At 69.0% G+C, this 22,600-nt stretch carries 25 protein-coding genes; 15 read left to right on the forward strand and 10 right to left on the reverse strand.

Annotation, left to right across the window (positions count from 1 at the left end):
* Positions 1–60: 60 nt before the first annotated feature.
* A complete protein-coding gene (gene miaA, locus ACIQCS_RS05880; RefSeq protein WP_345851076.1) occupies positions 61–990 on the reverse strand; it encodes a tRNA (adenosine(37)-N6)-dimethylallyltransferase MiaA in 930 nt (309 codons plus the stop codon).
* On the opposite strand from miaA, the gene serB reads away from it, so the two are divergent.
* Entirely contained in the window at positions 983–1,861 is an 879-nt protein-coding gene (gene serB, locus ACIQCS_RS05885) for a phosphoserine phosphatase SerB (RefSeq protein WP_345851077.1), read from the forward strand. The genes miaA and serB overlap by 8 nt on opposite strands.
* 36 nt (positions 1,862–1,897) lie before the next feature.
* On the opposite strand, the gene ACIQCS_RS05890 is transcribed toward serB, so the two are convergent.
* From ACIQCS_RS05890 to ACIQCS_RS05905, 4 genes are all read right to left on the reverse strand, one after another.
* Positions 1,898–3,328, reverse strand: coding sequence for a glycosyl hydrolase family 28-related protein (locus ACIQCS_RS05890; protein WP_345851079.1), 1,431 nt, complete (start codon positions 3,326–3,328; stop codon positions 1,898–1,900).
* Positions 3,329–3,415: 87 nt separating this feature from the next.
* The gene (locus ACIQCS_RS05895; protein ID WP_345851080.1) at positions 3,416–4,114 is read right to left on the reverse strand and encodes a DUF4336 domain-containing protein; all 699 of its coding nucleotides are present in this window, start codon (positions 4,112–4,114) and stop codon (positions 3,416–3,418) included.
* A 31-nt stretch (positions 4,115–4,145) separates the two neighbouring features.
* Positions 4,146–4,940 (reverse strand): MipA/OmpV family protein, encoded by a 795-nt coding sequence (locus ACIQCS_RS05900; RefSeq protein WP_345851081.1) that lies wholly within the window; start codon positions 4,938–4,940, stop codon positions 4,146–4,148.
* A 44-nt stretch (positions 4,941–4,984) separates the two neighbouring features.
* On the reverse strand, positions 4,985–5,935 hold the full coding sequence (locus ACIQCS_RS05905; protein ID WP_345851082.1) for an SPOR domain-containing protein: 951 nt from the start codon (positions 5,933–5,935) through the stop codon (positions 4,985–4,987).
* Between the two features lie 177 nt (positions 5,936–6,112).
* Between ACIQCS_RS05905 and ACIQCS_RS05910 the strand changes: the two genes are divergently transcribed.
* From ACIQCS_RS05910 to ACIQCS_RS05930, 5 genes are all read left to right on the forward strand, one after another.
* A complete protein-coding gene (locus ACIQCS_RS05910) occupies positions 6,113–6,826 on the forward strand; it encodes a ParA family protein (protein WP_280278464.1) in 714 nt (237 codons plus the stop codon).
* Entirely contained in the window at positions 6,826–7,416 is a 591-nt protein-coding gene (locus tag ACIQCS_RS05915; RefSeq protein WP_345851083.1) for a hypothetical protein, read from the forward strand. The genes ACIQCS_RS05910 and ACIQCS_RS05915 overlap by 1 nt, the downstream gene beginning before the upstream one ends.
* A gap of 11 nt (positions 7,417–7,427) precedes the next feature.
* Positions 7,428–8,798, forward strand: a complete 1,371-nt coding sequence (locus ACIQCS_RS05920; protein WP_345851084.1) for a tetratricopeptide repeat protein — start codon at positions 7,428–7,430, stop codon at positions 8,796–8,798.
* 140 nt (positions 8,799–8,938) lie between these two features.
* Positions 8,939–9,124, forward strand: a complete 186-nt coding sequence (locus ACIQCS_RS05925; protein ID WP_345851085.1) for a hypothetical protein — start codon at positions 8,939–8,941, stop codon at positions 9,122–9,124.
* Entirely contained in the window at positions 9,121–9,513 is a 393-nt protein-coding gene (locus tag ACIQCS_RS05930) for a DUF1801 domain-containing protein (RefSeq protein ID WP_345851086.1), read from the forward strand. The genes ACIQCS_RS05925 and ACIQCS_RS05930 overlap by 4 nt, the downstream gene beginning before the upstream one ends.
* A gap of 91 nt (positions 9,514–9,604) precedes the next feature.
* Here the strand turns inward: ACIQCS_RS05930 and ACIQCS_RS05935 are convergent, their stop codons facing one another.
* The 3 genes from ACIQCS_RS05935 to ACIQCS_RS05945 all read right to left on the reverse strand — a co-directional run bounded on the left by ACIQCS_RS05935 (position 9,605) and on the right by ACIQCS_RS05945 (position 12,334).
* Complete coding sequence (locus ACIQCS_RS05935; protein WP_345851087.1) at positions 9,605–10,030, reverse strand: hypothetical protein; 426 nt, start codon at positions 10,028–10,030, stop codon at positions 9,605–9,607.
* Positions 10,027–11,223, reverse strand: a complete 1,197-nt coding sequence (locus tag ACIQCS_RS05940) for a dihydroorotase (RefSeq protein WP_345851088.1) — start codon at positions 11,221–11,223, stop codon at positions 10,027–10,029. The genes ACIQCS_RS05935 and ACIQCS_RS05940 overlap by 4 nt, the downstream gene beginning before the upstream one ends.
* Before the next feature lie 121 nt (positions 11,224–11,344).
* On the reverse strand, positions 11,345–12,334 hold the full coding sequence (locus ACIQCS_RS05945) for an aspartate carbamoyltransferase catalytic subunit (protein ID WP_345851089.1): 990 nt from the start codon (positions 12,332–12,334) through the stop codon (positions 11,345–11,347).
* 152 nt (positions 12,335–12,486) lie between these two features.
* Between ACIQCS_RS05945 and ACIQCS_RS05950 the strand changes: the two genes are divergently transcribed.
* Complete coding sequence (locus ACIQCS_RS05950; RefSeq protein WP_345851090.1) at positions 12,487–13,275, forward strand: hypothetical protein; 789 nt, start codon at positions 12,487–12,489, stop codon at positions 13,273–13,275.
* Between the two features lie 31 nt (positions 13,276–13,306).
* Here ACIQCS_RS05950 and ruvX read toward each other — a convergent pair whose 3' ends face one another.
* Together ruvX and ACIQCS_RS05960 are read right to left on the reverse strand one after the other, a co-directional pair.
* Positions 13,307–13,768: a Holliday junction resolvase RuvX gene (ruvX, locus tag ACIQCS_RS05955; protein ID WP_345851091.1), complete on the reverse strand. Its 462-nt coding sequence runs from the start codon at positions 13,766–13,768 to the stop codon at positions 13,307–13,309.
* Positions 13,769–13,890: 122 nt separating this feature from the next.
* The gene (locus ACIQCS_RS05960) at positions 13,891–15,000 is read right to left on the reverse strand and encodes a DUF3089 domain-containing protein (RefSeq protein ID WP_345851092.1); all 1,110 of its coding nucleotides are present in this window, start codon (positions 14,998–15,000) and stop codon (positions 13,891–13,893) included.
* 173 nt (positions 15,001–15,173) lie between these two features.
* Between ACIQCS_RS05960 and ACIQCS_RS05965 the strand changes: the two genes are divergently transcribed.
* The 8 genes from ACIQCS_RS05965 to ACIQCS_RS06000 are packed head-to-tail and all read left to right on the forward strand — an operon-like array spanning position 15,174 to position 22,570.
* Entirely contained in the window at positions 15,174–16,958 is a 1,785-nt protein-coding gene (locus ACIQCS_RS05965) for a DUF4153 domain-containing protein (protein ID WP_345851094.1), read from the forward strand.
* Positions 16,959–17,000: 42 nt separating this feature from the next.
* Complete coding sequence (gene gatC / locus ACIQCS_RS05970) at positions 17,001–17,288, forward strand: Asp-tRNA(Asn)/Glu-tRNA(Gln) amidotransferase subunit GatC (protein ID WP_345851095.1); 288 nt, start codon at positions 17,001–17,003, stop codon at positions 17,286–17,288.
* Positions 17,288–18,772: an Asp-tRNA(Asn)/Glu-tRNA(Gln) amidotransferase subunit GatA gene (gene gatA, locus ACIQCS_RS05975; RefSeq protein WP_345851097.1), complete on the forward strand. Its 1,485-nt coding sequence runs from the start codon at positions 17,288–17,290 to the stop codon at positions 18,770–18,772. Before gatC ends, gatA begins: the two co-directional genes overlap by 1 nt.
* 1 nt (position 18,773) lies before the next feature.
* Positions 18,774–18,917: a hypothetical protein gene (locus tag ACIQCS_RS05980; protein WP_345851099.1), complete on the forward strand. Its 144-nt coding sequence runs from the start codon at positions 18,774–18,776 to the stop codon at positions 18,915–18,917.
* Positions 18,910–20,415, forward strand: coding sequence for an Asp-tRNA(Asn)/Glu-tRNA(Gln) amidotransferase subunit GatB (gatB, locus tag ACIQCS_RS05985; protein ID WP_345851100.1), 1,506 nt, complete (start codon positions 18,910–18,912; stop codon positions 20,413–20,415). Before ACIQCS_RS05980 ends, gatB begins: the two co-directional genes overlap by 8 nt.
* A gap of 55 nt (positions 20,416–20,470) precedes the next feature.
* Positions 20,471–21,031: a hypothetical protein gene (locus ACIQCS_RS05990; protein ID WP_280278477.1), complete on the forward strand. Its 561-nt coding sequence runs from the start codon at positions 20,471–20,473 to the stop codon at positions 21,029–21,031.
* Positions 21,031–21,936 (forward strand): hypothetical protein, encoded by a 906-nt coding sequence (locus ACIQCS_RS05995; protein WP_345851103.1) that lies wholly within the window; start codon positions 21,031–21,033, stop codon positions 21,934–21,936. Before ACIQCS_RS05990 ends, ACIQCS_RS05995 begins: the two co-directional genes overlap by 1 nt.
* A gap of 13 nt (positions 21,937–21,949) precedes the next feature.
* Positions 21,950–22,570: a peptidylprolyl isomerase gene (locus tag ACIQCS_RS06000; protein WP_345851105.1), complete on the forward strand. Its 621-nt coding sequence runs from the start codon at positions 21,950–21,952 to the stop codon at positions 22,568–22,570.
* Positions 22,571–22,600 lie beyond the last annotated feature (30 nt).

Here is a 22,600-nt window from a genome sequence, read left to right on the forward strand (position 1 = left end):
GTGCAAAACGCACCGCCGAAGGGCGCTGCTAGCTGCACGAAAACTACGCGTCAAGCCGCATTATAGTAATTTTGTTTCGAATTGTTCAATGAGTCTGTTCGTTTGTGTCTCGTTGGTGCGCTCCCATTCGGGCGGGGGCTGGCGGCGGAACCAGGTATATTGACGCTTGGCGTACTGACGGGTGGCGAGCGAGCCGGCGAAATGCGCCTCGTCCATGTTGCTCTCGCCCGAGAGCGCCAGGCCGATCTCCCGCACGCCGATCGCGCGCAGCACCGGGGCGTCGTCCGGCACGTCGGTGCGGGCGAGCAGCGCCTCGACCTCCTTCTGCGCCACCTGGACCATGTGGCGGAAGCGGCGGTCGATCCGGTCGGCGAGCCAGGTCTTGTCGGGCAGCAGGATCAGCGCGGCGATGCGAACCTCGCCGCCGATGCCGCCGTGGCGCTCCGCCTGCCATGCCCCGAGCGACTTGCCGGTGGAGCGGACGACTTCGAGCGCACGGGATACGCGGGCGGTGTCGGCGGGCTTGAGCCGGGCGGCGGTCTCGGGATCGAGCCGCGACAGTTCGGCATGCGCATCGGCGACCGCAAGGGACCGGACTTCCGCGCGGATGATCGAATCGATTTCGGGCACGGGGGCGATGCCCTCGACCAGGGTGCGCAGATACATGCCGGTGCCGCCGACCAGGATGGGCAGGCGGCCTGCCGCATGCGCCTCGGCGATGGCGCCGCGCGCTTCGGCCGCCCAGCGCGCGGCGGAATAGGCTTCGGCGCCGTCGACATGGCCGAACAGGCGGTGCGGGGCGCGCTTCTCCTCCTCGGCCGTGGGGCGGGCGCTGAGCACGCGGAGGTCGGCATAGACCTGCATCGAATCCGCGTTGATCACGACGCCGCCATGTTTTTCGGCCAGTGCGAGGGCGAGCGCGGACTTGCCGCTCGCGGTCGGCCCTGCGATGAGCGCCACCAAAGGCAGGTCAGGGGATCCGATGTTCATTGCGACGCTTATAGCAGAGGGTTTGACCGCGGGGCAGCTTTCCGAGGCGGGCGACCGGCTGGCGGCGGCGAGCTGCGCACCGGGAACGTCGCGCTGGATCGACGCGGGGCGGGCGGCGGACCTCGAATTCGGCCTGCATCCGGATGCCGCGCGCGCCGCGCTGGAAGGCGCGTTCCCGGCCTGCGACGTGGCGGTGCAGCCGGCCGCGGGGCGCGAGAAGCAGCTGCTCGTCGCCGACATGGACTCGACGATGATCACTGTGGAATGCATCGACGAACTGGCCGACTATGCCGGGATCAAGCCGCAGATCGCCGAGGTGACCGAGCGGGCGATGCGCGGCGAGCTGGATTTCGGCGCGGCGCTCGATGCGCGGGTGGCGCTGCTGAAGGGGCTTTCCGAGCGTGCCATCGACCAGTGCCTGGCCGAGCGGGTGAAGCTGATGCCGGGCGCGAAGGCGCTGGTGCGGACGATGCGCGCGCGGGGCGCGACCTGCGTGCTGGTGTCAGGCGGATTCACGCGCTTCGCGGAGCCGGTGGGCGCGGAGATCGGCTTCCACCGGGTGATCGCCAACCGGCTGGTGATCGCGGACGGCGCGCTGGACGGGACGGTCGAGCGGCCGATCGTCGACAGCAACACCAAGCTGGAGACGCTGCGCGCGGTGCGCGGCGAACTGGGGCTGGCGATGGACGGAACGCTGGCGGTGGGCGACGGCGCCAACGACCTGGCGATGATCCGCGAGGCCGGGCTGGGCGTGGCCTATCACGCCAAGCCGATCGTCGCGGCGGCGGCAGGCGTGCGGATCGACCATGGCGACCTGACCGCGCTGCTCTACGCGCAGGGGATCGCGGCGAAGGATTGGGTCCGGGGCTGAGGCTCCTGCGCGCGAACGCGCAGGAGCGGAGCGGAATCAGCTATTCTTGGCCGATACGTACAGGAACTGCGGATCCGCCTGTGCGAGCGAGCCGCCGGTATCGATATAGGTGTAGAAGCGCGCATTCGCTTCGGTCTGGCTGCCGAGCGTGATCGAGCCCGGATGGCCGGACGTGTTGGTGTTGAGCGATGCCGACAGCGCATAGTCGTTGCTGCGGAACGGCTTGTCCCAGTTGACCAGATAGTCGCCCACGCCGACGCGGATCACCGACGCGCCCTGGCCGCCGTCGATCGCCACCTGGCTGCCGTCCCAATGGAACTTCACCCAGGGTTCGGCATGCGCCCCGTCATAGAGCGTGAAGGCCGGGCCGAACGAAGCCTTGGACGTTTCCACCGGCGGGGTGGCCGGATCGTCGTCATGGTCGGTGAACTGCGGCTCGGCCTCGTATCCGGTCACGATGTTCCTCCGCCCGTTGTCCACCATCTGCGCGGCGAGCGACGAATAGGCGAAATAGGGAAGCGCGATCCGGTTGTTCTGCGAGCTGTTGCCGAGATAGAGGAAATAGTCGAGCTGGGGCACGCTGCCCGTCAGGTCCTGGCCCTCGATATAGCCGTCGGCCATGTGATTGTTATAGCCCTCGACCCGGAGCAGGAAGCTGCGGTTGGCGTTGCCGGTCTGCTTGACCACGGCCTGCAGGGTGTTGCCGCGCCATGCATTGCCCGTGGCATAGGGGCTCTCCTGGACGAGGACGTGGTGCCCCGCCTGGAGGTCGCAAGTATCGATCGTCGTCGCATGCGCCGCGGAGAGCGGGCAGAGATCGCCGTCATCCTGGGTGATCAGCTTGTACGCGCCCCAGACCGCGCAGTTGCGGATCGTGTTCACTTCCCCGCCGGCATAGGGCTTCAGCTTGTCCGGCCCGGGCAGCGTGATGCCGCTGCTGATATTGCCGATCACGATGCCATAGCCCTGGACGTCATATTCGTAGTCGGGCGTCTTGAGCTTGCGCAGAATGCCGTTTTCGGGCGCGAGATTGCCGACATGCACGCGCTCGACGATCGAGCGGGTGATGTTGCGCAGATCGATGCCGATCTGGATTTCGGTGGTGGTGATGCTGCCGGCCGGATGCGTCAGGACCACGCCGAAGTCGCGGAGCACCACGTCGGTGACATAGTGGTTCGTAGCGTTCGGATTGAAGGCGCGGCGGAGGATCGATCCGCCGCCATAGGCAGCAAGTTGCGCGATGGAGCCGCCGCCGGGCAACGCATGCAGGATGGTGGCGCCGCGCCCTTCGCCGACGATCTGGCTGCCCGTCCTCAGCACCAGGCCGACCGACGGATCGATCCGATAGATGCCGGCAGGAATGAAGATCCGATAGTGGTCGTTCAGTGCCGCCTGGATCGCGGCGGTGTCGTCGGTCACCCCGTCGCCGGTGGCGGAATAGGGGGCGTTCTTCACATTGACTGTCATGATTTTCGTCCTCGCTTGTCGACAGGCCAGAATTGCCGTTCGAACAAAACGAGAACATTGTGTTCTCCAACATTGCAAGCGCGCCGACTAAACCCCCAGCCAGCGAAAGGCATTCGCGACGGCCGCGCGGGCGTCCTGCTCGACCGGCGGCCCGTGCGCGATCACGAGCTTTTCGGCCGGCCAGTCGAGGATGCGTCGCACCGCCGATCGGGCGGCGGAGCGGTCGGAAAAGGCATAGCGGAACTTGCGGGGGACCCGGGGCTCGGGCGCGGTCATCCCGTCGAGCCGGGCGACGACAGCGCGCCATCCGGCGAACCATCCGCGCGGGAAATGCTGGATCAGGTCGGTGAACAGCAGCGTGCGGCTCGCCTGGTGGAAGAAAACCAGCTCGGTCGTGATCCGATTGCCCGGGATCGCGAGCTGGTCGATCTCGCCGTCCCAGGCGAAGCCGGGGCCGTCTGCCAGGTCGCGGGCGAAACGCAGATCGGGGTGCCGCCCCGCGAGCCCCGGCGGGGCGTGGAGCGCGGCGTGCGGGAATGCGCGCTGCCATTCGCCCAGGAAGCGATCGTGCAGGCCGTTGGGCGCGATGAGATGCCGCACCTCGCCGAGCGCTTCGACGGCGCCGCGCAACTCACGGGAAAGCGCGACCGGCGACCACAGGAACAGCGTGCCGTCGCGCAGGCGCATCACTGCCATCCGCGTCGGATAGCGAAAGCCCGCGACCGTCACTAGGGGGCCGTCCGCCAGCCAGATCTCCGGGCCGAAGCGATGTAGCGTGCCTTCCATCGCCGCGGACTCCCTGTCGGTGCACCTGGGCTCAGCGCACGCCCTTGCCGAAGGTGAAGCTGAGGCCCAGCCCGCCGGAGAACTGGTTGCGGCTGCCGATCGGCCCGCGCGAAAGCGGGGAATCGGCACCGTCGCCCACCAGGCGATCATAGCGAGTATAGCCGTACAGGCCCCAGCGGCGGGAAAATTGCCAGGTCGCGGTGCTGCTCACGCCCAGGGCATGGACCGCGCTGCCATCGGCCCGGTAGACCGGCAGGCCGGTGCGGGCGGCGACGGCGGGCGTGACTTCGAAATAGGCGCGGCGATATTTCGCGTCCGACAGCGTGATGCGCGGCCCGATCGAGACCAGCCATTTGTCGCCGTCACGGGTAACATAGTCGAGCCCGACGCCGCCGATCAGGCCGCCATGGCCGTTGATGCCCTTGCGCAGCTCGGTGTGGAGGCGCAACTGCCGGGCGAGCCAATATTGCGCATAGCCGCCCAGCTCGATCGTGGTGCTCACCTCGTCGATCGGCGCACCGGCCTCGCTCCGGCGGCGCGAGCCCTGGAAATTGGCGGCGGGGCCGAACTCGAACCCGCCCTTGTCGAGCAGCGCGAAGCCGAAGCTGTCGTCCGCCGCGACGAAGGGGAAAGGCGCATCGCCGCGCGCGGTGGCGACATCGAGCATCGGGGTGAGCTGCAGCTTGTCCGCCCCGGGATAATTGGGCGAGAGTTGCGGGCCGAGCGCGACGCGATAGCGGCGCGGCGGCTTGGGTTCTTCATCCTGCGCGTGCGCGGGCAGGGCAAGGGCGAGCAGCGGCGCGAGCGCGAGGAAACGGATCATCATGCTCGAACGCCCCTACACGCATCCCTGTTGCAGGTGCGATATGATTACTGGCCGACCGGCACGCAAGGGCTCACGCCGCGGCAGGCCCCGGCGGCCTCGCCCCGGCTGGCATAGGGGCCGACCAGCACCTTGGTGAGATTGCCCGCCTTGACATAGGCGACCTGCCGGCCCGGGAAGCGGGCGCCGACCTGGCCCCAGAGCTTGCGGGCATTGGCGGGATCGCCGAACGCGCCGAGCTGGAGGCGCCAGCCGCCGTCGCGGATGGGGGCGGCGGCGGGCGCCGGCGGGTTCGCGGCGACCTTGACCGGGGCGGGTGGCGGGGTGGCACCGATGCGCGGCGGGGTGCGGACGGGCGTGGTGCGCGGCGGCGGCGTGCCCGCCGTCTCGACCGGGGGCGGTGCCGCGCCGGGCAGGGGCGCGCGGCTCGCCTCTTCCTCATATTTGCGGGCCAGGGTGAGGCCCGCCTGGCGATCCTGCACCGTCATATACTTGTCCATCTGCGCGACCGCGCTCGAGGCCTCGGCCAGGCCCGATTGCGAGGCGCGGGTGACCAGTCCATAGGCGCGCACCCAGTCCTTCTGGACCACGTCGCCGTTGAAATACATCGTGCCGAGCACGTATTGCGCGCGCGGATCGCCGCGCGAGGCGGCGCGCTGGAGCCAGGGCGCCGCCTTGTCGCGCTTGCCATTGGCGAAGAGAGCGAGCGCGTAGCTCGCCTCGGCCTGCTCATGGCCCTGCGCGGCGGCCTTGGCGTACCAGAGCTCGGCCTGGTTCAGATCGGCGGCAACGCCGCGACCGAGCTTATAGGCCTGGCCGAGGTTGAACTGCGCATCGGCATCGCCCTTCATCGCCGGGCTGCGCCAGCGATCGACCGCGCCCTTATAGTCGCCGCGCTCCCACGCCTCGACCCCGGCCTTGACCGGATTCTCCTGCGCGAACGCAAGCGGGGCGGCGAGGACCATCCCGGCAACAGCGATCAACCCGAGAAGCTTCATGCGACCTTCGACTCCCGCCCCGGCAAGATTGGATAAATGCCAGTTAACCATCGTTTGTGAAAGAAATCCTTACCCGGTCTCACGTACGGGGAATCCCGGGGCGGAACGCCGTTAACGCATTCTTAGACGCCGCCATGGCATCCCCACCCTCGGGTAACTGGTATTTCGAGGGGGTTCATGCGCGTTCTCGCGATGGCATCGCAGAAGGGCGGATCCGGCAAGACGACCTTGTCGGGCCATCTCGCCGTGCAGGCGGAGCGGGCCGGGTGCGGCCCGGTCGTGCTGATCGACATCGATCCGCAGGGCTCGCTCGCCGATTGGTGGAACGAGCGCGAGACCGATCTGCCGGCCTTCGCGCAGACCACGGTCGCGCGGCTGGCCTCCGACCTCGAGATCCTGCGCCAGCAGGGCTTCAAGCTCGCGGTGATCGACACGCCGCCGGCCATCACCATGGCGATCCAGAGCGTGATCGCGGTGGCCGAGCTGATCGTGATCCCGACGCGCCCGTCGCCGCACGACCTGCGCGCCGTGGGCGCCACGGTCGATCTGTGCGACCGGGCGGGCAAGCCGCTGATCTTCGTGGTCAACGCCGCGACGCCCAAGGCCCGGATCACCAGCGAGGCCGCGGTGGCGCTGTCGCAGCACGGCACCGTCGCGCCGATCACGCTGCACCACCGCACCGATTTCGCCGCCTCGATGATCGACGGCCGCACCGTGATGGAAGTCGATCCGAACGGCCGCTCGGCCGGCGAGGTCGCGGCGCTGTGGACCTATATCAACGACCGGCTGGAGAAGAACTTCCGCCGCACCGTGTTCGCGGCACCGGCCGCGGTCAATCAATTCGGCGCACCGCGCCCGGCTGGCGGCTTCGGCCGCAGGGTGGTGAGCTGATGTTCGGCACTCCCAAACCCACCGCCTCGCTCTCCTCGAGCCTGCTCGCCCGCAAGGGCCAGGCACGCCCGGCGATGCGTCCGCAGGGCTTTGTCGGCCTCAATCCGGCGACTGCCCAGGAAGATCTCGGCTGGAACGACATGGGCGATGAACATGCCCATGCGCACCATGCCCATGCCCAGCAGTTCGTGCCCGAGCCCGCGCCGGTGCCGGCGCCCAAGCCGCAGGTGCTGCGCCAGATCGAGCAGCTCGACGAGCGGTTCAGCGCCCCCGAGCCGATCACCGCGCCGCCCGCGCCGGCTCCCATGGCCGTGACCGCGCCGCCGGCCGCTCCGGTCGCTCCGGTCGTGCCGCGTCCGGCCCTGGCCCCGGCCGCCGCCGAACGGCTCGCTCGTGAAGTGGCAAGGAAATCCAAGGCGGCGTTCACGCTCCGTCTCGACAATGACCGGCATCTGCGCCTGCGCCTCGCATCGGCGGTCACCAATCGTTCGGCGCAACAGCTCGTGACCGAGGCGCTCGACGCCTTTCTCGAATCGCTGACCGAGGTCGAGACGCTCGCGCGTCAGGTCGGCCCGGCCGGGAACCGTTGAAGGAACGGATGATGAAGACCCGTAGCAAGCTCGTGATCGGCCTCTCGGCGCTCGCAGCCGGCGGCACGCTGGCAGCCGGCATCGCGACCCAGGGCTTCGTGCTCTCGGCCTTCGCGACCGATGCGCCCAATGCGAAGAAGGCCGTGCAGGAAGCCGGCCAGGCGCGCAAGGCGATCGCCCGGCGCAAGGCGGGCGATGCGGTTGCGCATGCCGAGGCGGCGGTGGCCAATGATCCGCAGAACGCCGAATATCGCGCCCTGCTGGGCCAGGCCTATCTGCTTGCCGGCCGCTTCGCTTCGGCCAACCAGGCGCTGGGCGATGCGCTGACGCTCAATCCGGGCGACGGGCGCGTCGCGCTCAACCTCGTCCTCGCCAAGATCGCCGGCGGCGACTGGCCAGGCGCGCGCGCGATGCTGCAGGCGCATGAGGACATGATCCCCGCTGCCGATCGCGGCCTGGCCTTCGCGCTGGCCGGCGATCCGGTGAAGGCCGTGGAGATATTGGGGCCGGCCGCCCGGGCCGAGGACGCCACCGCCAAGACTCGCCAGAACCTCGCGCTGGCGCTCGCGCTTTCGGGGCGCTGGGCCGAGGCCAAGCAGGTCGCCGCGGTCGATGTGGCGCCCGACCAGATCGGCGCGCGCATGATGCAGTGGGTGAACTTTGCCCGCCCGACCAACGCCTATGATCAGGTCGCCTCGCTGCTGGGCGTGACGCCGGTGCAGGATGCCGGCCAGCCGACCCGCCTCGCGCTGGCGCAGCAGAATGTGATGCTCGCCGCCGCCGCGACCCAGCCGGTGCAGACCGTGCCGGCGCAGGACGCGGTCGACAGCTACATGCCGGGCGTTCCGGCCAATGCCCAGGCAGTCGCGGCCGAGACCGGCGGTGCCGCCGCGGCCGCTTCCATCGCCGCGACGGCCGCCGTCGCGGTCGCGCCCGTCGCCGGCACCAATGGCGGCGTCGTGTTCGGCCCGCGCGAGGAAGTGGTGCAGGCGGTTCCCGCCGCCGCGGTTCGCGCGTCCGTCGCCACCGCATCGCCGGGCGTGCGCGCGCCGGCGATCGAGAAGGTTGCGGCGGCCAAGCCGTCGCGCGGCAATTTCTATGTCCAGCTCGGCGCTTATGCGAGCCCGGCGGTGGCCCGGGACGCGTGGAACCGCTTCGGGCACCGGGTGCCGGCGCTTTCGGGCCAGACCCCCCATGGCGCCAAGGTCTCGACCCGGGCGGGCAGCTTCTATCGTCTGTCGGTCGGCGGTTATGGCCGCGGCGACGCCGATGCGCTGTGCCGCCAGGTGAAGGCCAGCGGCCAGACCTGCTTCGTGCGCGCCGGCGCGGGCGACGCGCTGGCGGCCTGGGCCAAGCCCGGCGTGCGCCTGGCTTCGCGCTGAACAAGTTTCCCTCTCCCATCGGGAAAAGAGAGGCCGGGGCGGCGACGCCTCGGCCTTTTTCCTGCGCTTGACGAACTTATAACTATTTGGTTATGGAAAATGCATAGCCATTGGGTTATGTATTTGAGGGAGAGGCAGCCATGATCCGCCAGATTCATCGTTGGACCGGAATCGTCTTCAGCATCGCAGCGATCGTGAACATCGTCGCGGTGCTCCTCGGGAGCAACGCGATGTGGCTGGGGCTGGTCGCGGTGATCCCGTTGCTGGTGTTGTTGCCGACGGGGCTCTACATGTTCGCCCGGCCCTATCCGGCGAGGAACGCATGAGCGCAGACAAGACCGCCGCCGAGCAGATCGACGCCCGCATCGCCGCGCTGGACGATTGGCGCGGCGCGACGCTCGCCCAGGTGCGGGCGCTCATCCGCGAAGCCGATCCCGAGGTGGAGGAGGCGTGGAAGTGGCGCGGCGTGCCGGTGTGGGAACATGCCGGCATCCTCTGCACCGGCGAGACCTACCAGGCGGCGGTGAAGCTCACTTTCGCCAAGGGCGCGGCGCTGGCCGATCCCAAGGGATTGTTCAATGCGAGCCTGGACGGGAATGTCCGCCGGGCGATCGACATCCATGAAGGCGAGGCGATCGATGCCGAGGCGCTGAAGGCGCTGATCCGCGCGGCAGTGGCGGCGAACCTGGCCAAGCCGGCGCGGGGGAAGAGGTAGGGCGGAATTCTTTCGAACCGTCACCCCGGCCTTGTGCCGGGATGACGCGATGGGCCGGCGCGGGGCGGGAGCCGCCTGTTTCCATTCCGGTTCAGGCCCGGCCCGGCCGCTCGATCCACCAGCTGTGCCCGGCCGCTGCCCCACTGACGAGGCCGAGCGCGCAGAAAAGCGGCGCGACGCCAAGGTCGATGCCGATCATGACCAGGGCCGGGAGCGGCATCAGCAAGCCGCCGACCGCGCCGGTCATAACATAGGCGCGATCGCTCTCCCGGTCGAAGTGCCGCAGGATCGCAGTGGCGGGCAGTCCGATGAGGAGCATGCCCGCGAGGACCGGCGGGAAGCTCAACAGGAACGGCGCGGCCGCAAAGCGCAGCATGACGAACCGCTCCTCCCAGCTGCCGGGCGCGAACAGGCTCGGAATGGCCAGCGCGATCGTGAAGCAGGCGGGCAGGGCTGCGGCGGTTACCGTTCCCATCAGCACCGATATCCCGAAGCGGCGAAGCTGCCGCAGGATCATGCGCGATCGATCTCCCGTCCGCCCTTGAAGACGCGGTGGACCTTGCCCTGCACCGGCAACCCGTCGAACGGCGTGTTGCCGGCGCGCGCCTTCATCCTGGCGCCGTCGATCGCCCAGGGCGCGTCGGGATCGAACAGGATGAAGTCGGCGGGCCTGCCGGGCTCCAGCGTGCCGGCGTCGAGGCCGAGGATGCGCGCCGGGTTGGCGGCGAGCAGCTCGAACAGGCGCTCCAGCGTCAGCACTTCATCGCGGACCAGGCCGAGCGACAGCGCGAGCAGCGTCTCGGCGCCCGACATGCCTTCCTCGGCATCGGCGAAGGGCAGGCGTTTGCCCTCGGGCCCGCGCGGATCATGGCCCGAGGCGATCACGTCGATCGTGCCGTCGGCGAGCGCGGCGCGGACGGCCTGGCGGTCGGCGTCGCTGCGCAGCGGCGGCGAGAGGCGGGCATAGGTGCGATAGTCGCTGACGTCGATGTCCGAGAGCAGCCAGTGCGCCGGAGTGACGCCGCAGGTGACCTGCACGCCGCGGCGCTTGGCTTGGCGGACCAGGTCGAGCCCGGCGGCGGTGGTGACCTGGCGGAAATGGATGCGGGCGCCGGTATCCTCGGCGAGCAACGTGTCGCGCGCGATCGCCAGTGCCTCGGCAATGGCGGGGGCGGCGGCGAGGCCGAGCAGCGTGGCGGTGAGGCCCTCGGTTGCGACTGCGTCGCCCGCGAGCCCGCCATCCTCAGCATGGGCGATCACGGTGAGGCCGCAATCGCGGGCATAGGCGAGCACCTTGCGCATCACGCCGGCGTCGGCAATCCAGCGGCGGCCCGTTGCGACTGCCTTTGCTCCGGCGCTGGCGTTGATCGCCATCTCGGCAAGATCGGTGCCGTGGAGGCCGCGCGTGGCGGCGGCGAGGGGATGGACCCACAGGTCGGGCTTCCCCATCAACGCGGCGCGGCGGATGATGCCGGGATCGTCAAGGATCGGCGACTGATCCGGCATCAGGCCGACGCGCGTGATGCCGCCGGCGCGGCAGGCGGCGCGGTCGACCGCGAAGACGCCCAGGTCGACGATGCCGGGGGCGAGGGTGAGGCCCTTGCCGTCGATGGTCTCCGCAGCGCCGGTTCCGGCGGTGATGGTTTCGCCGTCGAACGCGAAGCTGGTGCCGCCGCCGAGCACTTTGATGTTTTCAAACACGCGGCTCATGCGACAACTCCCGTCATCCCGGCGAAAGCCGGGATCTCATGCGGCTCTTTCCCCGTGCCATCGCCTGAGATCCCGGCTTTCGCCGGGATGACGGGAAAGCGGGGTGACGGGTGCGAATAGCTCATGCCCAGCCCTCCACGCCGCGCTCCGCCCTGGTGAGGACATCGAGGCAGGCCATGCGGACGGCGACGCCCATCTCGACCTGTTCGGTGATCGCGCTGCGCTCCGGATGGTCGGCGATGGCGCTGTCGATCTCGACGCCGCGGTTCATCGGGCCGGGGTGCATGACGAGAGCGTCGGGTGCGGCAAGGGCCAGTCGCTCGGGCGTGAGGCCGTAGCGGGCGTGGAACTCGCGCGTGGAGGGGATGAAGCCGCCGGCCATGCGCTCGTTCTGGACGCGGAGCATCATCACGACATCGGCGCCTTCCAGCGCGGCATCGAAATCGGTGAAGGGCGTGACGTAGAGCCCCTCAATCGCCGGAGGCATCAGCGTGGAGGGCGCGACCACGCGGACCTCGGCGCCGAGCGCGGTCAGCGCCAGCATGTTCGAGCGGGCGACGCGGCTGTGGAGCAGGTCGCCGCAGATCACCACGCGCTGGCCGGCGACCGCGCCGCGGCGGCGGCGGATGGTGAGCGCGTCGAGCAGCGCCTGGGTCGGGTGCTCGTGCCAGCCGTCGCCGGCGTTGAGCACCGGGCAATCGACCTTGTCGGCGATCAGCTGCACCGCGCCGGAGGCCATGTGGCGGATCACGATCACGTCGGCGCGCATGGCATTGAGAGTGACGGCGGTGTCGATCAGGGTCTCACCCTTCTTCACGCTCGACTGGGCGGCATGCATGTTCACCACGTCCGCCCCCAGCCGCTTGCCGGCGATCTCGAAGGAGAGGAGCGTGCGGGTCGAGTTCTCGAAGAAGGCGTTGATCTGGGTGATGCCCTCGAGCCGCCGGTCGCTGCGGGCGCGGGTGCGGTTCGCCTCGATCCACTGCTCGGCCTCGTCGAGCAGGAACATGATCTCATGCGGCTGAAGGCCCGCAATGCCGGTGAGGTGCCGGTGCGGGAAGACGGCGCGGCCCGGTATCTGGGCTGCGGGGCGATGATCAGAGGCTTGCATTAAAGCCGTCGCCTAGACCCGCCGGGCCGGCGAGGCAAGCCGCGAGGCGGGGGGAGTCTCGCATCTGCCGCAAATGCCGGATAGGAAGTCCGCCGCGTTGCGTTTCGGGGGGAGCGTTCGTGCAGGGCTGGTGGGCTGTCTTTGTTGGTTGGATGACGCGCGATCCCGCGTGGCTGGCGGCGTTCCAGGTTGGAGCGTTCTTCTTCGCGCTGGGACTGGGACTGGTCCTCGCGCTGCTGCCCTGGTGGCTGGCCCGGGTGGAGCGCGCGCGCTGGCGGCCGCTGCGGCGGATGCTGGCGCTGGCCGCGCTGCAGGCGCACCGCGATTGCGGCGAGAATGTCGTCGCGCTGTCCCGCCAGTTCTTCCGCGAGAATGCCGGCGCGCCGCTCGAGCGGCTGATGCGGGCGCGGCGGGCGATCGAGCGGCAGCAATCGGACGGCGCGCACTTCGCCCGGCTGGTCTCCGTTTATGCGCCGGCGGTGGATGCGCGCCACGCCGCGCTGCTCGCCGACACCGCGGCGCTGACCGAACTGGCCGAGCGCACGCTTGCGGGACTAACCCGGCTCTATCTCGGGCAGGCGATGGTGCGGGTAGGGGCCAATGCCGTGCACGGCGACGATCAGCTCGGCTATGCGCCAGCGCAGCTCGTCTCGCTCTCCTATGTCGCCGAGATGGCGGCGCTGGCGGACGGCTTCGCCGATGCGGCGGCGGAGCATCGCGCGCGGGTGGAAACGGTGCTCGGGCGCCGGGGGCGCAAGGCAGCGCGGGACGAGCTGGGCCGGATCGGCGCGGACGTGGCGATGCTGGGCGCCGATGTGCGCCGGTTCTGCGGGAAGCTGCAGGCGGCGGATGCCGGGGACCCGACCTACAAGACGCGCGAGCGCGGCGAGCGCGGCGGGCGCACGCTGGACGGGTTGATCGCGCGGTTCGATCGGGGCTGAGCCGCCGCCCTTTCGGGGCGGAGCGTGCCGGTCAGGCGTTCACCAGCGCGTCGATCGCTGCCTGGAGGATATGGGCGGCGGCCATGTTGTCGAGCATCCCGGCGCGGCGGGCGCGGCTGAAGTCCTGCTCGATCAGCGTGCGTTCCACCGCGACGGTGGACCAGCGCTCGTCCCAGAGCAGGATCGGGAAGCCCAGATCGTCCATGTTGCGGGCAAAGGCGCGAGTGGACTGGGTGCGGGGGCTGTCCGTGCCGTCGAGGTTGAGGGGCAGGCCGATGACGATGCCCTTCACCTGCTGCGCGGCGATCAGCGCCTGAAGCGCGGCCTTGTCCTTGGAGAATTTGGTGCGGCGGACCAGTTCGGCCGGGCTCGCGAAGCTCCAGCCGGCGTCGCACAGGGCGGTGCCGATCGTCTTGGTGCCGACGTCGAGCCCGATCAGGCGGCCGCCGGCGGGCAGGGCGGCGCGGAAGTCGGCGGGGGCAGTGGTGATCATCGGGCGTTTCTAACCAAAATCGTCATCCCCGCGAAGGCGGGGGATCCAGGGTAATGGAGCGATGTCCTGCTTGGCTCCGGACCCCCGCCTTCGCGGCGATGACGGGATGGTGGGCGCGGTCCCTAGAACGGCCAGAACTTGCGCCGGGCCTTCAATCGCCGCTCGGCATCGGCGCGGACATTGGCCCAGAACAGGCTGTAGTCGAACACATGATAATTGTTGCCCGGCAGCACATAGGGGCCGAGGTCCGGCGGGCTGTTGCCGATCATCAGGAAACCGCGCCCGTCGCAGCGCGCGGGGACGAGGTTCTTCTGGAGCACGGCGCTGCTCAGATCCCTGCTCGGCAGCAGGCCGCCGAGATTGGCCTCCACGGGCGCGCCGTCGTTAGGCTTGCCGGTGAGCGGATTGGTGCAGACCATCGGCGTGCCCTTGCGCGGCTGGCCGGTGAAGCCGTTCGTCTGGTCGAAGGTGTCGACGATCAGCGAGGGATCGGCGGGTTCGGCGAAGCTCTGCCAGGAAAGGATGCAGCCGGTTTCGTCGGGCCCCGAACAGGCGGGAAGGCCCATTTTCGGCAGGTCGGCGGTGATCGAGACCGGCCAGCCGACCACATAGGCCGCGACGATTCGCTTCGCGAGCGGCTTGCCGGCGACGCGGTCGACGAGCAGGCGGCTGAGGTGGAGCGCGCCCTGGCTGTGGCCGGCAAGGATGATCGGGCGGTTGCCGGCTTCCTTGAGGAACTGGTCGAACGCCGCCAGCACGTCGCGATAGGCGAAGTCGAGCGCCTGCTGTGCCTGGGTCTTGCTGGTGAGGAACGCGCCGAAAGTCGCCTGGCGGTACCGCGGCGCCCAGACCAGGCCGGAGGAATTGAAGGCGCTCGCCTGGCCGCGCAGGAACAGCTCGGCCCGGGCATTGGCGGCGACGTCGTTGAGCGGGGCGTTCCACTGGGTGCGATCGAGGAACGAGGTCGGGTGAACGAAGAACACCGCGGCGGGCGGGTTCTCCGCGGGCTGGAAACCCTCCGGGGCCCATAGCGCCGGATTGCCGGGCTTGTCCGGGCGGGCGAGCCAGAGATCGGCCTTGCCATAGTCGCCGGGCGCGGAGAGCCGCGCCACGTCCGCGCTCGGCACCATTGCCTGGCGAAGCAGCTCGATGCCCCAGAAACGATAGGCGAAGGTGGCGGCCAGTGCGAACACGATGAGTCCTACTACGAGATAGAGAAATTTCCGGGCCAAGCCCATCTCCATTGTGCAATGCAGCATAGAGCCGATTTGTTGCAATCGCATTCCCGTGGGGCACGATTGCCGGGGATGCAACCATACATGCGCGATGCCGCCATTCTGCACCGGAAATCCACTTTACCGCCCTGGCCGGATGCGAGAGCATCGCCCGCGAGGGGAGAGGGCGGATGGACGAAATCGAGATGCAGGCGGCGGACGAGGCTGCCGTGGCGGCGGGAGGCTGGGCGCTTCGGCCGCTGCTGCTGGCCGGACTGGGGCTGGCGACCGGGGTCGCGGCGCAGCTGATCCTGGGCGACAGCCTGAATTATCGCATGGGGTGGAGCGCGCTGCAGGCCGCGTCGCTGATGGGCGTGACGCTGTTCGCCGCGATGATCGGCTTCACGATCGAGCGGCGGCTGTGGTGGGCCTCGATCGCGTTCGGCGCGGTGGTCGGCGTGGCGGCGGGGTTCGTCACCTGGTGGAACGGCGCGCCGGGCGGGTGGAGCGCGGGCGAGGGCTGGCGCATGGTGAGCCTGTTGCTCGCCGTGGCCATCGCCGCGCCGCTGTTCCAGGCCGCGCGCGACGAAGGCGCGCCGCGCACCCCCTATGCCGCGGTCCATGACTATGCCTGGCAGAATGTGGTGCTGTGGTTCGCCTGCTGGCTGTTCGTGCTGATCGTGTGGATCATGGCCTGGCTGCTCGCCAGCCTGTTCCAGCTCATCAAGATCGAGCTGCTTCACGAGCTGCTGATGAAGAACTGGTTCGTCCGCGCGCTGATCGGCCTGGCGTTCGGAGCGGCGCTGGGGCTGTTGCGCGAGCATGACACCGTGGTGCGGCTGCTCCAGCGTGTCGTCGCCACGGTGCTCGCGGTGCTGGCGCCGGTGCTGGCGATCGGGCTGGGGCTGTTCCTGCTCGCGCTGCCGTTCACCGGCCTCCAGGCGCTGTGGGACGCGACTTCGGCGACCACGCCGCTGCTGCTGAGCTGCGCGGTGGGGGCGCTGATCCTCGCCAACGCGGTGATCGGCAACCGGCTGGAGGAGGAGCGGCGCAACCTGCTGCTCCGCTACGGCGCGATGCTGCTGGCGGTGGTGATCCTGCCGCTCGCGGTGCTGGCGGCGATCGCGACGGGACTGCGCGTCGGCCAATATGGCTATACGCCCGAGCGGCTCTGGGCGATCGTGTTCGTGGGGATCGCGATCCTCTATGGCGCGGCCTATCTGGGATCGCTGGTGCTGGGGCGGCTCGCCTGGACCACGCGCGTGCGCCCGGCGAACCTGGCGCTTGCCTTCCTGCTCTGCAGCCTCGGGCTGCTGCTCGCCACCCCGCTGGTCAACTTCAACCGGATTTCGACCGATGATCAGGTCGGGCGGCTCGAATCGGGCAGGATCGCGGCCGGGAAGTTCGACTGGGCCGCGCTTGCCTTCGACTTCGGCAAGCCGGGGCGCGATGCGGTGGAACGGCTGCGCCGGTCGAGGAATGCCGCGATCCGGGGCAAGGCGGAGGAAGCCGCCAAGGCGGAGAGCCGCTGGGATCTCGCGGGCGCCGCGAAGACCCCCCAGCGTTCGGGCCCGAAATCCGGCGTACTCGACAATGCCCGCGTCCTGCCGGAGGGGGCGAGCGCGCCCAAGGGGCTGATCGACCTGCTCGCCGGCAAATATCAATGCCGCCAGGGCAATCTGTGCACGATATTCCTCGCAAACCCGGCGGAGGCGGTGGTGTTCGAGGACAGTTGTTATGCGGGAATGCTGGACAAGGACGGCAAGGCCCGCAGAATCGTCACCTATTGCGGCGGCGGCGATCGTTTCGTGCTGGCGGACGGCGCATGGACGGATGCCGGCGATCGCTTCGTGCCGAGCGCGGAGCAGCGTGCGCAGATCGCGGCCGGCTATCCGGCGGGGAAGGTGGAGATTCGCCCCGTCGCGCGGCGGCAGGTCTTCGTCGGGGGCGTGCCCGTGGGCGAGCCCTTCGAATAAGCGGCGCTTGAAGGCGGGAGGCGTGGCTGTTAGGCGCCTCCCATGTCCGTCGATACCGCAACCGTGAAGAAGGTGGCGAGCCTCGCACGCATCGCGATCAGCGATGCCGATGCCGAGCGCCTCGCGCCCGAGCTCAACAACATCCTGGGCTGGATCGAGCAGCTCGGCGAGGTCGATACCTCGTCGGTCGAGCCGATGACCGCCGTCATCCCCAATGCGCTGCGCCTGCGCGAGGACGTGGTGACCGAGGGCAATCAGCGCGACGCCGTGCTGCAGAACGCGCCGCAGGGCGAGCACGGCTTCTTCACCGTGCCGAAGGTGGTCGAATAATGAGCGACATCACCGATCTGGGCGTCGCGAGCCTTCGCGACGGCGTCCGCGGCGGCAAGTTCTCCGCGCGCGAAGTCGCCGATGCGTTCATCGTCAAGGTGAGCAAGGGCAAGGCGCTCAACGCCTTCATCGTGGAAACCCCCGAGCACGCGCTCGCCGCCGCCAAGGCAGCCGATGAAGCGATCGCCAGGGGCGAGCCGCTCAAGCCGCTTTCGGGCGTGCCGCTGGGCATGAAGGACCTGTTCGCCACCAAGGGCGTGCAGACCACGGCGGCCAGCCATATCCTCGAAGGCTTCGAGCCGGTCTATGAATCGACGGTCTCGCAGCGGCTGTGGGACGCGGGCGCCGGCATGCTCGGCAAGCTCAACATGGACCAGTTCGCCATGGGCTCGTCGAACGAGACGAGCTATTTCGGCAACGTCATCTCGCCCTGGCGGCGTGGCGGCGGCGACAATGCCCCGCTGGCACCGGGCGGCTCGTCGGGCGGCAGCTCGGCGGCGATCTCGGCGCGGCTCGTGCCGGGCGCGACCGGCACCGATACCGGCGGCTCGATCCGCCAGCCCGCGGCGTTCACCGGCATCGCCGGCATCAAGCCGACCTATGGCCGCTGCTCGCGCTACGGCGTGGTCGCCTTCGCCTCCAGCCTCGACCAGGCCGGGCCGATGGCGCGCGACGTGCGCGACTGCGCGATCCTGCTCGAGAACATGGCGGGCTTCGATCCGAAGGACTCGACGTCGCTCAACCTGCCGGTGCCGAAGTGGGAAGAGGCGCTTTCGGGCGACCTGACCGGCAAGAAGATCGGTATCCCCGCCGAATATCTGATCGACGGCATCCCGACCGAGATCGCCAAGCTGTGGGAAGCCGGCATCGCCTGGGTGAAGGATGCCGGCGCCGAAGTGGTGGAGGTCTCGCTGCCCCACACCAAATACGCGCTGCCGGCCTATTACATCATCGCGCCGGCCGAGGCTTCGTCGAACCTCGCCCGCTATGACGGCGTGCGCTATGGCCTGCGCGAGCTGGCCGAGGGGCAGAACCTGCAGGAAATGTACGCGGCGACGCGCGCGGCCGGGTTCGGCGACGAAGTAAAGCGCCGCATCCTGATCGGCACCTATGTGCTGTCGGCGGGCTTCTACGACGCCTATTTCACGCAGGCATCGAAGGTGCGCAGCCTGATCGCGCGCGACTTCGAGAATGCCTTCTCGATGTGCGACCTGCTGCTGACGCCGACCGCGCCGAGCGCCGCGTTCGCGCTGGGCGAGAAATCGGCCGATCCGATCGCCATGTATCTCAACGACGTGTTCACCGTGCCTTCGAGCCTGGCCGGCCTGCCGGCAATGAGCGTGCCCGCGGGGCTGGACGCCGGCGGCCTGCCGCTCGGCCTGCAGATCATCGGCCGTCCGCTCGACGAGCAGGGCGTGCTGAATGCCGGCCTGGCGATCGAGCAGCGCGCGGGCTTCGTCGCGCGGCCGGGGCAATGGTGGTGAAATGAGCGCGCTCGATCCCCTGGCCGAATTGATGGGTAGGGTGATCGAGTTTGCCGCGCCTGTGCTGGAGCGTCGGCGCATGCGCAAGGAACGCGAAAGGGAGCAGTTGAGAAACGCTCCGTCTGGAAAGACACGGAATGACTGAATCCACCTACCGCATCCAGGGCGAAACCGGCGAATGGGAGGTCGTGATCGGCCTCGAGGTCCATGCGCAGGTCACCTCGAACGCCAAGCTCTTTTCGGGCGCGGCCACCAGTTTCGGGGCGGAGCCGAACAGCCAGGTGAGCCTGATCGACGCGGCGATGCCGGGCATGCTGCCCACGCCGAACCGCGAGTGCATCCGCCAGGCGGTGCGCACCGGCATGGCGATCGGCGCGGTGATCAACAAATGGTCGCGCTTCGACCGCAAGAATTATTTCTACGCCGATCTGCCGCAGGGCTATCAGATCAGCCAGCTCTTCCACCCGCTGGTGGGCGAGGGGCAGATCGAGATCAGCCTGGACGACAAGGATCCCGAGGCCAACGTCAAGACGATCGGCATCGAGCGCATCCATGTCGAGCAGGACGCCGGCAAGCTGATGCACGACCAGCACCCGTCGCGCTCCTATGTCGATCTCAACCGCGCCGGCGTGGCGCTGATGGAGATCGTGTCCAAGCCCGACATGCGCTCGCCGCAGGAAGCCGGTGCGTACCTGAGCAAGCTGCGCGCGATCCTGCGCTATGTGGGTTCGTGCGACGGCAACATGGACCAGGGCTCGATGCGCGCCGACGTGAACGTCTCGGTCCGCAAGCCGGGCGCCGAGTTCGGCACGCGCACCGAGACCAAGAACGTCAACTCGGTCCGCTTCGTCATGCAGACGGTGGAAGTCGAGGCGCGCCGCCAGGTCGAGGTGCTGGAGAGCGGCGGCCGGATCATCCAGGAGACCCGGCTGTTCGATCCGGACAAGGGCGAGACCCGGTCGATGCGCTCGAAGGAAGATGCGCACGACTATCGCTATTTCCCGGATCCCGACCTGCTGCCGCTGGAGCTGGACGAAGCCTTTCTCGCGGAATGCCGGGCGAGCCTGCCCGAGCTGCCCGACGCCAAGCGCCGCCGCTATGAGCAGGCGCTGGGGCTGAGCGCGTATAATGCCGCGACGCTGACCGCCGACGCGGACACCGCGCGCTGGTTCGAGGCGTTGCTGGCCGAGAGCGCGCGGGTGCAGAAGAAGGGCGAGAACGAAGTTGCCCGCGCCGCGGCCAACTGGCTGCTCTCTGACCTGTACGGTGCGCTCAACCGGCTCGGCAAGGATCTGGACGCGAGCCCGGTCAGCCCCGAACGGGGCGCCGAGCTGCTCGCGCTCGCCGCCGACGGCACGCTTTCCGGGCCGCTGGCCAAGCAGGTGTTCGAGATCATGCTCGAGACGGGCGATCCGGCCGGCAGGATCGTCGAGGAGCGCGGGCTCAAGCAGACCAGCGACACCGGCGCGATCGAGGCAGTGATCGCCGAGGTGCTGGCCAAGAATCCCGGCCAGCTCGAGCAGTATCGCGGCGGCAAGGAAGCCCTGTTCGGCTTCTTCGTCGGCCAGACGATGAAGGCGATGGGCGGCAAGGCCAATCCGGCCGTGGTCAATGAGCTGCTGAAGAAGGCGCTGGCGGGCTGAGGCCGTTGCCATCCCCCTGCGCGCGGATCATAGTCTGCGCCAGGGGGAGGGGATCATGCGGACATCCTTGTTGGCTTTGTCGCTCGCGGCGCTGCTGGTGCAGGCGCCCGCGCCCGCCCGCGCGCAGGACATGGGCGGCCTGCCTGATCCAGGCGCGATCCCGATTCCCGATCTGTCGGGCGGGCGGGATCCGGCGGTCGTCAGCAATGGCTGGAAATATTTCTATTACTGGCGGGCGGATACCAGCTTTGCCGCGGCGTTCGCGGATTTCTCCGAATGCTACCGCTTCATGCCGGTGGCGAATTCCAGCCCGGGCGTGCCGATGTTCGCGCCGTGGGAGGACAAGCCGGCGACCGAGATCGTGACGCGGGGCATCCAGCCCTATGGCCTGGTCGGCGCGGTGATCGGCGAGATCGTGGCGGGTCCGCTCGTCCGCCGTGCCCACCAGTCGCGGCTGCGCCGCTGCATGGAGCCGCGCGGGTATCAGCGCTATCCCCTGCAGGAGCGCCGCTGGGAGCAGCTCACCGACAATTTCTCGCCGGCATCGATCGCGATGCAGGCCAAGGCCGCGTCGGGCCCGGCGCCCGATGGCCTGCCGCTTCCGGAGGATCGCTGATGCTGCGCCTGTTCGTCGCGATCGCGCTGCTGTCCGCCACGCCCGCCATCGCCCAGACGCCCGTCGACGAGATGGTGGAGATCGAGGCCGGTGCGCCGATCACCATCCGGCCGGACCGCGCCTATCTGATCCTGCGCGTCCACAAGCCCAAGGGAGCGCCGAAGTTCGAGCCGGTCTTCCTGCGTGTCCCGACGGCGCGCGAAATGGACGGCTATCGCGCCGCCAGGGCCGAAGCCTTTGCGAAGGCCGAGCCCGGGCTGGCGAAGGATCGCGAGAAGGCCCTGGCGAAGAAGGCCGCGGCGGAAGGCGCCGGCCAGAAATTCTCCGGCCAGATTCCGCCGGTTCCTTCGCTCGATGCCTTCAACTTCAGCTATGGCGGCATCCTCAACGTCAACGCCGTCGACAACAAGCGCCCGCTGGTCCGCGGGGATCCGGACAGCCTGTTCCTGGTCGAGACGGTGCCGGGCGACTTCGTGCTCTATGGCGCGTCCTGGGCGATGGGGCCGGCGGGACTGCACATCTGCTTCTGCCTGGGCACGGTGGGGTTCACCGCCCGTCCCGGCGAGGTGCTCGACCTCGGCACCTTCTATGCCGACCGGGCCAAGTTCAAATCCGAAGTGCCGGAGCTGGCCGCCGAAACCGGCTTCGGACCGAGCAGCGACACGCCGGGTTATCTGATCGCCGGCACGGTGCGGCCGGTGGCGCCCGGCGGCCCGGTGCCGCCCGTGCCTGCCAATATCTCGGTGAAGCCGGTCGAGTATCGGGCGGTCGGCAAGTTCTTCAATCCCAATGCCAGCGGGATCAACCGGCTGGTTCCCGTGCCGGGTGTGCTCGCCTATCAGGGCGGGAAGGTGATTGACGTGAAGACCGGGCGCGAAGCATCAGGCGCCTATCCCTTCCGCTGATCGAGGAGAGGTCATGCTTCGCCTGCTATGTGGCTTGATGAGCCTGTTGCTCGCCGTCCCGGCGCTGGCCCAGACGCCGGCGCCTTCGTCCGCGCCGGCCCCCACATTGCCCCGCGTCGCGCTGGTCACCAGTGCCGGAACGATCACGGTGGAGGTGGACAATGTCCATGCGCCGATCAGCGGGAACAACTTCCTGCGCTATGTCGACCAGAAGCGGCTCGACGGCGCACCCTTCTACCGGGTCGTGAAGGTGCAGGACCATTTCGGCTTCGTGCAGTTCGGCGTGAACAATGCGCGGGGCAAGGTGCTGCCGCCGATCAAGCATGAGCCGACCACGCTTACCGGCATCAAGCATACCGACTTCACGCTTTCGACTCCGCGCCGCGCGCCCGGCACCGCCGCGGGTGACTTCACCATCCTGCTGGGCGACCAGCCTTCGTTCGATGCCGATCCGAGCAAGCCGGGCGACAATCTCGGCTATGCGGCCTTCGCCCATGTCGTCGACGGCAAGGATGTGGTGCTCAAGATCTTCGACGCCCCCAATTCGGCCACGGCCACGCTGGGAGGCTATTTCAAGGGCGAGGTTCCGGCGACGCAGGTGAAAATCCTGACGGCCCGGCGGGTGGCGAACTAGCGCGCAGGTGCCGCCAGAAGGCGAATCCAC

It is taken from the genome of Sphingomonas sp. NPDC092440, from assembly GCF_044754985.1.
Taxonomy (GTDB): Bacteria; Pseudomonadota; Alphaproteobacteria; order Sphingomonadales; family Sphingomonadaceae; genus Sphingomonas.

Bases quoted from the DNA above. Each gene is read 5' to 3' on its own strand.
- serB (WP_345851077.1), top strand. From the start codon at position 983: ATGTTCATTGCGACGCTTATAGCAGAGGGTTTGACCGCGGGGCAGCTT.
- miaA (WP_345851076.1), bottom strand. From the start codon at position 990: ATGAACATCGGATCCCCTGACCTGCCTTTGGTGGCGCTCATCGCAGGG.
- ACIQCS_RS05890 (WP_345851079.1), bottom strand. From the start codon at position 3,328: ATGACAGTCAATGTGAAGAACGCCCCCTATTCCGCCACCGGCGACGGG.
- ACIQCS_RS05895 (WP_345851080.1), bottom strand. From the start codon at position 4,114: ATGGAAGGCACGCTACATCGCTTCGGCCCGGAGATCTGGCTGGCGGAC.
- ACIQCS_RS05900 (WP_345851081.1), bottom strand. From the start codon at position 4,940: ATGATGATCCGTTTCCTCGCGCTCGCGCCGCTGCTCGCCCTTGCCCTG.
- ACIQCS_RS05905 (WP_345851082.1), bottom strand. From the start codon at position 5,935: ATGAAGCTTCTCGGGTTGATCGCTGTTGCCGGGATGGTCCTCGCCGCC.
- ACIQCS_RS05910 (WP_280278464.1), top strand. From the start codon at position 6,113: ATGCGCGTTCTCGCGATGGCATCGCAGAAGGGCGGATCCGGCAAGACG.
- ACIQCS_RS05915 (WP_345851083.1), top strand. From the start codon at position 6,826: ATGTTCGGCACTCCCAAACCCACCGCCTCGCTCTCCTCGAGCCTGCTC.
- ACIQCS_RS05920 (WP_345851084.1), top strand. From the start codon at position 7,428: ATGAAGACCCGTAGCAAGCTCGTGATCGGCCTCTCGGCGCTCGCAGCC.
- ACIQCS_RS05925 (WP_345851085.1), top strand. From the start codon at position 8,939: ATGATCCGCCAGATTCATCGTTGGACCGGAATCGTCTTCAGCATCGCA.
- ACIQCS_RS05930 (WP_345851086.1), top strand. From the start codon at position 9,121: ATGAGCGCAGACAAGACCGCCGCCGAGCAGATCGACGCCCGCATCGCC.
- ACIQCS_RS05935 (WP_345851087.1), bottom strand. From the start codon at position 10,030: ATGATCCTGCGGCAGCTTCGCCGCTTCGGGATATCGGTGCTGATGGGA.
- ACIQCS_RS05940 (WP_345851088.1), bottom strand. From the start codon at position 11,223: ATGAGCCGCGTGTTTGAAAACATCAAAGTGCTCGGCGGCGGCACCAGC.
- ACIQCS_RS05945 (WP_345851089.1), bottom strand. From the start codon at position 12,334: ATGCAAGCCTCTGATCATCGCCCCGCAGCCCAGATACCGGGCCGCGCC.
- ACIQCS_RS05950 (WP_345851090.1), top strand. From the start codon at position 12,487: ATGACGCGCGATCCCGCGTGGCTGGCGGCGTTCCAGGTTGGAGCGTTC.
- ruvX (WP_345851091.1), bottom strand. From the start codon at position 13,768: ATGATCACCACTGCCCCCGCCGACTTCCGCGCCGCCCTGCCCGCCGGC.
- ACIQCS_RS05965 (WP_345851094.1), top strand. From the start codon at position 15,174: ATGGACGAAATCGAGATGCAGGCGGCGGACGAGGCTGCCGTGGCGGCG.
- gatC (WP_345851095.1), top strand. From the start codon at position 17,001: ATGTCCGTCGATACCGCAACCGTGAAGAAGGTGGCGAGCCTCGCACGC.
- gatA (WP_345851097.1), top strand. From the start codon at position 17,288: ATGAGCGACATCACCGATCTGGGCGTCGCGAGCCTTCGCGACGGCGTC.
- ACIQCS_RS05980 (WP_345851099.1), top strand. From the start codon at position 18,774: ATGAGCGCGCTCGATCCCCTGGCCGAATTGATGGGTAGGGTGATCGAG.
- gatB (WP_345851100.1), top strand. From the start codon at position 18,910: ATGACTGAATCCACCTACCGCATCCAGGGCGAAACCGGCGAATGGGAG.
- ACIQCS_RS05990 (WP_280278477.1), top strand. From the start codon at position 20,471: ATGCGGACATCCTTGTTGGCTTTGTCGCTCGCGGCGCTGCTGGTGCAG.
- ACIQCS_RS05995 (WP_345851103.1), top strand. From the start codon at position 21,031: ATGCTGCGCCTGTTCGTCGCGATCGCGCTGCTGTCCGCCACGCCCGCC.
- ACIQCS_RS06000 (WP_345851105.1), top strand. From the start codon at position 21,950: ATGCTTCGCCTGCTATGTGGCTTGATGAGCCTGTTGCTCGCCGTCCCG.